The sequence below is a fragment of the Mucilaginibacter sp. OK098 genome (assembly GCF_900142915.1).
In the GTDB taxonomy this organism is placed as follows: Bacteria; Bacteroidota; Bacteroidia; order Sphingobacteriales; family Sphingobacteriaceae; genus Mucilaginibacter.
The window spans coordinates 1-13,256 of the sequence record NZ_FRCM01000001.1 but is presented as its reverse complement, the minus strand read 5'-3'; the positions used below and the strand labels follow the sequence as shown (position 1 = coordinate 13,256).

2 protein-coding genes are annotated in these 13,256 nt (G+C 42.5%); both read right to left on the bottom strand.

The annotated features are described in order from the left end of the window. Positions 1-2: 2 nt before the first annotated feature. On the bottom strand, positions 3-3,944 hold the full coding sequence (locus BUE31_RS00010) for a non-ribosomal peptide synthetase (RefSeq protein ID WP_073399066.1): 3,942 nt from the start codon (positions 3,942-3,944) through the stop codon (positions 3-5). Positions 3,945-3,968: 24 nt separating this feature from the next. Continuing rightward, positions 3,969-13,196: a non-ribosomal peptide synthetase/type I polyketide synthase gene (locus BUE31_RS00005; RefSeq protein ID WP_234997717.1), complete on the bottom strand. Its 9,228-nt coding sequence runs from the start codon at positions 13,194-13,196 to the stop codon at positions 3,969-3,971. Positions 13,197-13,256: the final 60 nt, after the last annotated feature.

Genomic DNA, 13,256 nt, shown 5'->3' with positions numbered 1-13,256 from the left:
CGCTAGTTTGAAAATTTAAATTGAGAAATAAGTTGGTCAAGCTGGTCCTGTTCAAGATTCGCTTCCGGGAAATCTGATGGTGTGTACCCACCTGAACCTGCTTCAAGGCAATGTGTTATCAATTCCTTTAATGCTTCCAGGTAGTCATGGGCAAGTTTTTTAATGGTATCCTCATTATGCAACTGAGGGCAGTATGTCCAGTCAACAACCAGGCTGTCATCTATAACTATAGCATTAATTTCTATTAAATAATTGCGGGCAGCATCGCCGTCCTGATCGCTGCCTGTTTGCAGGGGCGATATTTTCCACCCTAAGTCGTCAGGCAGCGCCTGTGCAGACTGGCCTAAATAATTAAAGATAACTTCCGGTTTTGGCAAATATGATAAAGCTGTTTTAATATAATCCTCTGTATTGCCATATTTTAATAATCCGTAACCTATTCCATTATCAGGAATTTGCCTTAATTGCTCTTTCAATGAAGTTATGACCGATGAAGGGCCGTTTGTATCATCGAGTTCAAGTAAAATAGGATAAATTGAAGTGAACCAGCCTATTGTTCTGCTGACGTCAATATTTTCAAAAACATCTTCCCTTCCATGTCCTTCCATTGCTATTAATAAACTGCGCTGCGAGGTATAGTTACCAAAAGCGCTAACCAGCGCTGCAAGCAGCAGATCGTTTACGTTGGTATTGTAAGCTGTATGGGCAGCTGATATTAAGGCCTTTGTAGTTTCCTCATCAAGTTTTACCGTGTGCGTGAGTGCATTTTTCACGGTGTTTTTTTCTTTGTCGCCATTCAGATCTACAGGTAGCTCGGTTGCTGCTTCCATCCTGTTTTCATTTGCCCAAAAAGACAATTCATTTACCAGCTTGTTGGTGAAAGAGTATTGTAATGCCTTAGTCGCAAAATTTTTAAATGAATCCGTTTTTTCCGGAAGGTGAACAGCCTGCCCTAATTTTAACTGCGTGTAAACTGCAGACAGGTCTTCCAGCAAAATCCGCCATGAAACCCCATCAATTATCAGATGGTGCGCGGCTAAAAATAACAGCGATTCCTTTTCATCCTCCAGTTTATAATATCTTGCTGCTAAAATGGGTCCGTCAAAAATATCCATCCCTGCCTGCAATGAAGCCATATCTTCCAGTAATTGATTTTGCAGATTAGTCCCGTAGGCGCCGGCAAATTCTTTAATGCTGAAATTCGGATCAATAGCGACAGTTTGCGGAATGTACTCTTCATAGCTACCATCCTTCAGCCTTACCCGCATCCTGAGCATATCATGATGTTCCATAATTTTCATCAAAGCCGGAGCCATGCAGGCAGGATCGAAACCTGTACCTACTTTTAATATAACAGACTGGTTATAATGTGAGATTTTGTTTTGCCACTGGTCAAAAAACCATTTATGAACTGGGATAATTTCAATATCCCCGTAAACAGGACCCTGTTCGGCAACTACAGGCGCGGCTTTTTCTGCTACGGCTGCTAACCCTGCAATCGTAAGCTGTTTGAATAACTGTTTCAGGGTTATCATTATGCCTGCCCTGTTTGCCCGCGAAACAATCTGTATGCCTATTATTGAATCACCGCCTATGGCGAAAAAATTATCATCTATGCCAACTTTTTCACGGCCCAAAACCTCCGCAAAAATATTGACCAGGATTTGTTCTGTCCCTGAAACCGGAGCTGTATAGTTTTCATTGATTGCACCAGTCTCCATTTCAGCCAGCTTTTTCCTGTCAATTTTAAAATTTGGGGTAAGCGGCAGCTTTTCGAGGCATATAATCAATGAAGGCCTCATGTAAAGCGGCAGCTTTTGGGCAAGTATGTGCTCAATTTCTTCATATTTTGGCGCATCTTCGCCGGTAACCGTATAAAACGCGGTAAGACTTGTGCTTGTGGCGTTATTAAAACAAGGCACTACTGCTGCATCCTTAATTCCTTTAATTTCAAGTAAGGTGCTTTCTATCTCCCCGGTTTCTATACGATAACCCCTTATTTTAACCTGGTTATCTTTACGACCCATATATTTCAGGTTCCCGTTTTCCAACCATTGGCCAAGGTCGCCGGTACGATATATCCGTTCTCCACTTGTAAACGGCGAATCCACAAATACTGAACGGGTTTGCTCCGCTTGCCCCCGATAGCCCCTGGCAAGGCAAACCCCACCAATATAAATTTCACCAACAGCACCAGCAGGTAAAAGCCTCCGGTTGTGATCAAGTATATAAATTGATACATTGGCAATTGGGTGGCCAATAGTAATATTACCGGTACTTACTTCTGTTACTGTACAGCCCACCGTGGCTTCTGTTGGCCCGTATTCGTTAAAAATTAAAATGCCTGGCCATTTGTTTTTAATTATTACAATATGGTCATCCCGCAAAGCTTCGCCGCCTGCAATTAAGGTGCGTACATTGTTATTACCTGCAGGTAGTTGGGCCAATAAAGAAATATGCGACGGCGTTAGTTTAACAGTATCGACCCCGCCATTTTCATCAAATATTTCTGCTAAGATCTCTCCGGTGTCTCTGTCGCCAAAAATCTCGATATGTTTTCCCCGTATTAACGGAACAAAAATAGAGGTGATGGTGAGATCGAAAGATACAGGTGTAAATAAAGCAAAACTTCCGCCGTCAGGGTTATGGCGGAAATAGTAATCTTTTGCCCAGTTTAAATAATTAAAAACATTTGCATGGCTTATTTCAACACCTTTTGGTCTGCCTGTTGATCCCGAGGTAAAAATGATATATGCAAGCGACTGTGCATCGATGGAAACATTAAAACCGGCAACAACTTCCGGGAGCTCGTCCAATTGGAGGTCTATTGCAAAGATATTCCCCGCAAAAAACGGAATATCGAATAAATAGGATGAAGTTGTTACCAGCGTTTCTGCACCAGAAGCTGTTAACAGGTATTCAATCCTCTCTTTAGGATAAGCCGGATCCACCGGTACATAAACTGCGCCCGATTTAAGGATGCCTAATATTCCTATTATCGTCAGCTCTGATCTTTCTGCAAGCAATGCTATAGTTGAACCTGCTTGTGTTCCCAGCTCCCGCTTAAAATATGCTGCAAGCTTTGAGCTTTTTAGATCCAGTTCTTTATAAGTAAGCGTGTTTCCTTCAAAGCGCAGGGCAATCTGGTTGGGGTATTTTTTTACGCTTTCGTTAAAAAGGTCAATAAAAGTTTGATTGCTTGTTTCATTTACCGGCGGATTTAGGCTGCCCAAATATTTTATTTCATCTGCTGTTAACAGCCCGATTCCCTCTATTGGGGTATTAAAATCGCCGAAAGCTTTTTCAATTTGGTCCAGGTGGCCCTGTACCAGCCTGGCCCTGTAGGCAGGAAAGATCTGAGGATTATATTCAAACCTTATCCTGCAAGTTACAGGGTCGACATGTATATTTATTCCAAACCTGTGCTTATCCCCGGAAAGTGAATGAAGGTCGGTAAAGATCAATATATCACTTACATCGGTTTTTTCCCATCCCAATTGTTCTTTTGCCAATACTTCAAACGGATAATCAGCATAATTGAAACAATCCTCTATCAATTGTAACGACCTGTTTAGATAGCTTTTTAAGGTATCACCCTCTTCCCTTTGCAATAGTAATGGAAACAATCGGTCATCAGTGCTTTCATTTTTCAAACATGGCACCATGAAAATTGCCGATGACGATGACTGATAGCGGCTAAATAATAAGGCGAACATTGAAGTAATAATACCAAAAGTGGTTAGCGGGTCATCTGTTATAGTGGCCAACCTATTCCTGAAATCATCACTTAAGGTAAGTTCCAAGGTTAAAAAACCACTTCTCTCATCCGGAAGAAAATTGGTTTCCCCCATATTTATTTCATTGGTACCCAACGCGGCAAACTGGCCTTTCCAGAAAATTGCTGCTTCACTGTAATTGGTTCCGGGTGTATTTAAATTGCTCATTAGTTTAACGTATGCTGTTAAATTTTAAAAATTCAGTTTAAGGCTTATTTTTTTTGACCGACTCTCTTTTTTATTTTCCGGCATAACACTGCCAACGGTTAGTGTTTGATCTTTTGCTATAGCTGTCAAAATTTCTTTATAGTTAGCTGCTATAGTTGCTATTGTGTGTTCACTAAACAAATGGTTATTATAAACAACATCTACTTTAAGAAAATCCACTTTATCAGTAATCAGGAAGGAAATATCATACTGGGTAACCCTTACTTCAGGTACTATGTATTTCATTTCTAATCCTTGCCCAGTCATAATGCCATCATCGTAATTATTGTCATACATATTAGGTACATAATCCACCTGCACATCAAACAATGGTGTCCGGTTTTGCTCTCTTGGTATCTTTAGCTCGTGCAGCAATAAATCAAAAGGGTAATCCTGGTGTGCCAACCCATCATTTACCACCTTATTTACTTCACTTATTACTTTAAGCAAATCATCTTCTTTATTAAACCCGGCTCTCAGCACAACGGTATTCAGGAAAAAGCCAAGCATTTTTTGCAGGTCGGGATGGCGTCTCTCAGCTGTTTCAACACCTAATAAAATATCTTCCCCATTTGCATAGGGAAACAGCGTTACATAAATAGCCGATAATACAATTACATAAAGCGTTACCCCGCGCTCCCTTGCCACAGCGTTTAATTTGCTGTGCAGTTCAGGTTCAATCGTCATGGACAATTGCTTGCCATCGTAGGTTAAATAATCATGCCGCGGCCTGTCAACCGGCAGGTTCAGCCTTGGCGGGATCTTTGAAAATTGCTGCTGCCAGTAAGTTTTGGATGCATCTGTTTGCTTTGAGGCAATATGATTGCTGTGCCAGGCAGCAAAATCCCGGTATTGCACCTTTAGTGGCTCCCGAGAGATTGATTTTCCGGCGATTAGCAGGGCGTAATTTTCTGAAAGCTCACCAATGAACAAACCTGTAGACCAACCATCCAATAAAATGTGATGGAGGCTTATTGAAAAATAATATTTTTCATCACCTGCCTTACAAAGCAATGAACGAAGCAAAGGGCCTTTTTCCAGGTTGAAAGGGAGCTTATTTTCTTCCCGCAACAGCTCCATAGCCTTTTCAGAAGCATTCGCCTCCCCGGAAAGATCAGCCGTTTTCATTTTGAAACCATATTCATTCGTGCTTAGCACTCTTTGTTTAGGTTCGGCAGAAAACGAGGTAAAAACAGTCCGTAAAATATCGTGGCGCTCCACAATTAATTCAAGGGCATTAGAAAAAGCTTTAACATCCAGATCGCCTGTTATTTCATAAAAACCTGTCATATTAAAAATTCCCGGGTCTTCAGAAAGCTGGTTGGCTATCCAGATCCGTTTTTGGGGATGAGAAAGCTGGTAATCATTAGCAGCCGGTAATTGCGGAATAGGTTCATAGCCCTCTGCTTCGGTATGTTCAACTATATTAGCAAGTTCGCCAAGCGTTTTTGCATTGAAAATTGTTTTGATTGGTATTTTAATGCCTGTTTCTCCTAAAATAGCGGCTACCATTTTGGCTGCCTTGAGGCTATGCCCTCCTGATGCAAAAAAATCGTCAAGCAACCCCGGGCTGTTTACACCCAATATGTCTGACCAAATTTTAGCAACAGTTTTTTGGGAATAGGTATGGGGAGCAATAAAGTCAATTTGGGGTTGATGATTGTCCATCCAAACCGGCAGGCTTACTTTATCTACCTTGCCATTGGTGGTAAGCGGAATTTCATCAATTTTAACAAACCTGGCAGGAACCATATAATATGGCAGTTTTAATGCCATAAAGCCTTGCAGTTCTGTTGCCGCAGGAATTGTATCTTCATTTTTGGGAACAAAATAAGCTGTTAGCTCATATTCTGCATCATTAACCTTAGTTGCTACTACAACAGCCTTTTTTATATGGTTATGAGTGATAAGCACATCGGTACATTCCCCGGGTTCGATGCGGAAGCCCCTTATTTTTACCTGTTCGTCAATTCTGCCCAGGTACTCAATTTCACCTGTATGCAGCCAGCGGCCAGTATCACCCGTTTTGTACATCACCTGCCCGCGATTGAAAGGATCTGCCACAAATTTCTGGCTTGTTAGTTCTTTCCTGTTAAGATATCCTGTTGACAAGCCCGCGCCTGCCAGGCAAATTTCGCCGGGAACTCCAACAGGTAAAAGCTGCTCATTTTTATCAATAATATAAACCTGCATATTATGAATTGGCTTGCCTATCAGTATAAAAGGATCATGTTCATTCAATTCCTTTACAATACAACCAATAGTTGCTTCCGTAGGTCCATATTCGTTATAAACCTTTGCCTTTGGCAACAGCCTTTTCAATATTTCGAAGTGCACCGGAAATACAGCCTCGCCGCCAAGAATGATACAGCCTATATTTTCCTGCCCATGAACAATACCCTCAATCAAACCGAGATAGGATGGCGTAAGTTTCAGAAAGTCATATTTTTTGTCCCCCTTAAAACAAGCTTCCATTACCTCCGCAGCTTCTTTTTCTTCGGGGAAAACTTCCAGCTGGCCACCTGAAGTAAGACAGCAGAATATTGGTGTTGCAGTAAAGTCAAAGGAAAGCGAGGTGAATAGCGCTGAGCTTACGGGCTTATCTTGTGTAAAGTAATATCCCTTTGCCCATAATAAATAATTTACCAGGTTACGATGGGTTATTGCACAGCCCTTGGGTGTACCGGTTGAGCCGGATGTATAAATAATGTAACAGTTTCTGTCCGGGTCATTTTCTGGGAAATCAGTATTTAGTTCAGCTTTGGGGGGCGTCTTTATCCTGTCTATGGCCAATGCGTTAAGTTTGAGCTTTGTTGCCTTGTCCCAACTCAGGGTATCAGTCAATGTCCATTTTATATCAGCGTCTTCAGCAATAAATTTGAGGCGTATTTCGGGCAGACTAATTTCCAATGGCACATACACACCTCCAGCTTTCAGTATTCCCCAAATAGCTACTACCCAATTAGCAGAACGATCCATGTAAATCCCTACCGTTTCACCTGCTTTTAAGCCGTTTTCTAAAAGGGATGCAGCCACATTCCCAGCTGCTTTATCAAGGTCAGTATATGATATTTTTTTTGATCCGTCAATTAAAGCGATGGCTGATCCGTTAGCAATAACCTGCTTATCTATCAACCCGTTAACAGTTTCACCGGCGGGAAAATATTTACTTGTATTGTTCCATTCTTCAATAATAACCTTGCGGCTTTGCAGTGGCATTAACGGAAGCAAACCAACCGGTGTACCCGGATCAGTCAGCACCCCTGTTAAAAATGTTTCAAAATTTTCGAGCAGACCCGAAATAGTTTCAGGAAGGAAAAGGCCGGTATTGTAGTCACAATCAAGCACCATTTCGTCGGGCAGTACTGTAATGTCAAAAAACAGGTCGAATGGTGCAAAGCTTAACGGTGTTTGTATCCAGTTAACCTGTAATGCTGCAAATGATGGCAGTTCATTAACCGGGTTTAAATTAAACGTAACATTTACCAGTTGCGATTGAAGGCGGTTTCCCTTCTGGTTTAGATCGTCCAAAATTTTCGCAAAAGGATACGCCTGGTTTTCAAAACATTCAATAAGCTCTTTCTTTGAATTTTTAAGGAAAGCAATAAAAGAGCCGTCATCGGCATAACGGCTTAAAAATGGTAATAGGTTTGCGCAATAACCTGCTACATTTTTATCATTTTCAAAATTGCGGCCGCTTACCGGCATGCCTATTATCAACTCATCTGTATCGCAGCAGCGATGTAGAAATGCGGCATAGGCCGATATCATCAGCATAAATGGCGTACAGTCATTTTGCCTTGAAAAATCTTTTAATTTTATATTGAATGACTGGGGGAATTTTCGTGTACACCTTGCTGCTTTATAATTTTTATTTGCAGGCCGCTGGAAATCGGCAGGCAACTGCAGGGGTGTTGTCTTCCCCGAAAGCTTTTTATTCCAGTAAACCTTCATTGCATCCATTGCCGGGTCAGCAAGTGATTTGTCGAGCATACCAGCGTATTCCCTGAAAGATAATGCTTCGGGTAATTGTGCCTGCCTGCCTGAAGCGGATTCATTATAGAAAGCACCAAGATCAAACAAAACCACACCAAACGACCAGCCATCTAATATGATATGATGGGCAATAAACTGCAGCAGATATTCATCATCAGACAGTTGCAACACCTGGATCCTGAACAAGGGGCCTTTTCCGAGTTCAAATTTAACCAGGCTACCTTCCTCTATCCATTTATCAGCATATTCCTGTTTTCCTTTATTATCCGTTCCATGCGCTTCGGTGTAAACAATCGTATAGGGCAGTTTTTGTAAAACAACCTGGTGTTCACCGTCAGGGCTAATATATGTTCTTAATCCTTCATGCCGGGCTATTACCTTATCCAATGCGTTTTGAAGCAATTGTTTATTCAATTTCCCTTTTAATTGCAGCGTGGTCGATACATTATAAGCTTGCGAGCCGGCATCATCAAGCTCTGCAAGCAGCCATAACTGTTTTTGTGCATCTGTTAAGCTGAATGTAACCGGGGCTGCAAATGACGCCGGTGTTTTAACCGGTAAGGCTGCAATTATTTCCCTTTCGGCAAAAAAACCATTATTAAGCAATTCCTGAACACACGCTTTTACAACTTCTATAATTTTGTCTGCATCCTCATAAGTATGTTCTGTGGAGAAAAAGCAAACCCTTCTTTCCCAGGTGTAAACCCCTTTTTCCATCATCAGGTAAAAAAGAAGGCTCATTTCAATTGGCTGAAAAACAAGGCTGTATTTTCCAAATGATTCAAAGCGGAATAACGACCCGAAATGGACAATTTTTACTGGTACGGATATCTCTTCAAAAAAGCTATTTAATACTTTCGCAAAATATACTGTTAGCTTGTTAACCCTTTCCTGCAATGCGGGGCCTTCGTGTTTCATTTTTAGCAACGAAGCCTTTGCTGCAGCCATTGTAAGCGGGTGCTTGCAAAAAGTACCGCCAAAAAACGTCATCTCAACAGGTGGATATGAGTCATCTCCATATTGCCACCAGCCACCATCAATTGTATCTATATATTCTTTTTTACCTGCAACAATACCTATCGGCATACCACCGCCTGGAATTTTACCATAAGTTACTATATCAGCATAAATTCCAAAATGCGCCTGTGCACCTCCGGGGTGAATTCTGAAACCAGTAATAATCTCGTCAAAAATGAGTGCAATCCCATTCTTTTGGGTTACATCCCTCAGTTTTTTAAGAAATTCAACAGGCTGAAACCCTGGCCTTCTGCTCTGAACAGGCTCAACCATTACCGCGGCTATCTCATGCGCATATTTTTCAATAATATTAAAAGATTCTTCGGCGCCCAAAGTAAGCACCAAAACATCATCGGCATAGCCCTGCGGAATACCCGGGCCTATAGGAGATGCAAAATATTCATCGCCCCTTGATTCCATCTGCGCCAATACACCGTCAAAGGTGCCATGATAAGAGCCTGTGAAAATGGCTATTTTCTTTTTGCCTGTTTTTGTACGGGCTATGCGCATGGCCGCCATAACCGCCTCTGTTCCGGTATTGCTGAACACTACGCGCTCAACCCCGGTTAGCTCATGTATTAATTGTGCTACTTCCCCGGCAATATCACTTTGTGTGGCCAGCTCCATGCCTTCAATCAATTGGGCCTGTATGGCCTCTTTAATAAACCCAGGGCTGTTACCAAAAAAATTAACACCATACCCCAGGCCTATATCTACATAATTATTTCCATCAATATCCCTGAATTTGGAACCTGAAGACCATTCTGAAACTATAGGGTATAAAAATTCTTTAAGAGATAACCTGAAATCAATTGAGTTTATCCAGTCTGCCAGTACATGCCTGTGCTTTTGAGCATAAGCTTTAGATAGCGCAGTACGTTTGTTATAACGCTGTACAAACGATACTATAAAGTTTGATTGCACCGTTGTAAAGGGTACATCCTCATGTAGTTTTACAGCCTTAAAATTCAGCTTACCTGATGGCTTGCCGGGTTCCGGAGCAACCGTACTTTTATTTAACACCTTTGCGGGTGATGCTTCAAGGCTTTCAATGCGTTTTGAAAGCTCTTCCAGTTTCTTTAAAAGATCTGAACTTAACGCGTTGCTCCCTAAAGTTTCGATAATAACGGGGGCAGGTAAAGCCAGATCTGTAGGCTGTTCAATACTGATACCGGCTGCACTTAAGTAATTGGCAAGGGCGTCAATACTGGATAGCTCGTCAAAAAACTGTTTCATTGATAGCTTTATCCCGAATTTATCCTTAATGGCGTCAATCATTTTTACGAGGATCAGCGAATCCAGCCCCAGTTCCATAAAACTGATAGTCAGATCATCCTCGCCGGCATCAAGGCCTGAAAATTTGTTTACCATATCTGATAGAATCCTTATTATGGCATTTCTATCGGGTTGTGTGTCTGTTTCAGAAACTTTCATTTCACTCATTTTAATACCAGGAGCGGCGTCCCGGATGATGATTGATTGTGATGTTAAAACATGGGTTGGCGGCCCTGCAACAGGTTCCGTTGGCAATGGCCCGTTCCAATGCCTGCGACGCTGGAATGGGTAGAGTGGCGCACCAACAAGATGTGGTTTATAAGGTGCATCAAATTCTTTAAGGTCTAACGGGAAGCCTGCAACAAATAATTCGGCAAGGTTATCGGTCAGGAGCCTCCAGGCATGGGCTTTATACCTTGCTGATGACATGAATTTTATTTTCTCAGGTGATGCCAGGCAGCTTTTTGCCATCGTAAGCAATGAGGCATCAGGGCCTATTTCTAAAAAGAGTGCGCAATCTTTTACCTCCAGTTCCTTTATGCCCTGTAAAAAACAAACCGGTGAAATTATTTGCGAAACCCAGTATTCAGGTCCGGCTATCTCTTTTCCTGCAATCTTCCCGGTAATATTTGACACCAAAGGAATATTCGGCTCGTTGAATTGTACGTCGGCCACTGTTTTACGGAACTCATCCAGTATCACGTCCATATGCGAAGAATGAAAGGCGTGTGATACATTCAGCATAACATGAGGGATGCCTTCGCTGTCCAACTCCGCATCTGCATCCTTTAGCGCTTTTACACTTCCCGAAAGCACAAAATGCTCCGGCCCATTAAATGCGGCTATTGTTAAATCATTCTTATAGCGGTCTATAACATGTTTAGCCTTTTCAACAGATGTCAATAACGACATCATTCCACCCGCTATGGAAATACCCTGCATCAACTGTGCCCTTTTAGCAACCAGTTTAAGCCCGTCTTCCAAAGTAAATACCCCGGCAATACATGCGGCAGTAAGCTCGCCGAGGCTGTGCCCCATAATATAGGCCGGCTTTATCCCTAAAGACATCCATAGTTTTGCCAGGGCATATTCAAACGCAAAAATGGCTGGTTGAGCATACCGGGTTTGATGAATAAGCTCTTCATCTCCATTGGCAGGAAAAATGATCTCCAACAGCGGAATGTCTAAATAATCATTTAAAACGGTTTCACATTTCAACAGGTTTTCTTTAAATACCAGATGCGCGTTAAACAGTTCCCTGCCCATAGCCGGGTATTGAGAACCCTGCCCGGAGAAAAGAAAAGCGGTTGTAGTATTTGCAGGATTAAGAAGCTTACCTGAAGCAATGCCTTTTTTAGTATCCCCTTCAATAAATAGCTGTAATTTATTTATTGCCTCTGTTTTATTTTCGGCAGAAAATGCCAAACGATGAGGCATTTTTGCCCGTCCGGTATTTACCGTGTAGCAGATATCAGAAAAATCAGCGTCATCATTATTTTTGAAGAAATGAATGTAATTGGCTGCCAGGTTATTTAATGTCTCATTGTTTTTTGCTGATAACGCAAAAAGTTGAACAGGTTTTTCGACAACCGGATGTTCCGTTATCTGAAGAGGGGGTTCTTCAAGTATAATATGTGCGTTAGTGCCGCTTAAACCAAAAGAGCTGACTGAAGCTATGCGACGTCCGCTTTTTGGCGACCAATTTGTTAAGTTAACCGGGATCTTCACCTGAATTTCAGACCATTCGATGTGACTGCTGGGAGCTGAAAAATTCAGATGGGCGGGGATCTGTTTGTGCTTCATAGCAAGCATTACCTTTATAAGGCTTGCTATGCCTGCAGCCTGCTCCAGGTGCCCGATATTTGTTTTAACGCTGCCTACTAACAGCGGCTCGTTATCTCCACGGTTTGCGGCCAGTGTGCGGGCAATAGCTCCCATTTCAATAGGGTCGCCAAGTGATGTACCTGTGCCATGTGCTTCCACATACGAAATCTCACCCGGGTTAACCGCTGCAATCTCCATTGCCTTTTTTATCAACGTTTCCTGCGATTGACCGTTAGGCACCGTTAGCCCGCTGCTTCGCCCATCGTGGTTAATTGCAACGCCACGCACTACTGCTAGTATCCGGTCGTTATCCCTGATGGCGTCCGATAGTCTTTTTAAAACTACCATACCGCAGCCTTCCCCTCTCACATAACCATTAGCATCATCAGAAAAAGTTTTGCACTTACCATCAGGCGACAATGCTTTGCTTTTACTTAAGAAAATGCTTGATTGCGGGGTAAGCATAAGCTGTACCCCCCCAGCCAGCGCCAAATTGCTTTCGCCGTTCCTAAGGCTTTGGCAAGCCATATTTACTGTTACCAGTGATGAAGAGCAGGCTGTGTCGATACTGATGGACGGCCCCTGTGTACCAAGAAAATAGGAAATACGCCCTGCCGCAAAACTATAACTATTACCGGTACCCGTGTAAGTATTAATATCATTTGTTCGTGAATTTTCCAGGTGAAACTGGCCATAATCATTTTGTCCTATGCCTACAAAGATCCCTGTTGGCGTATTATTTAAATGATCAGGCTGGATCCCTGCATTTTCAAGCGCTTCCCAGCTTACCTCCAGCAATAAACGCTGCTGAGGATCGATATAATCCGCCTCGTTGGGTGCAATGCCAAAGAATTTGGAGTCAAACTGGTCTACATTGTCAATAAAGCCACCGTGGCGGGTGTAGATCTTGCCCGGCTTGTCCGGGTCGGGGTCATAATAATGCTCCACATCCCAGCGTTCACGCGGTACTTCCCTGATCGCATCCACCCCATCCCTTAACAGCTCCCAAAACGCTTCCGGGTCCTTCGCTCCCGGGAACCTGCAGCCCATCCCGATCACCGCTATCGGCTCATGGTCATGGTTTGCCTGTGCCGGTATCACTTTTTCTTCCGCTTCTTTTACCCAGCCCAGTTCTTCCAGCAGGTGGTCTTTTAACGCATT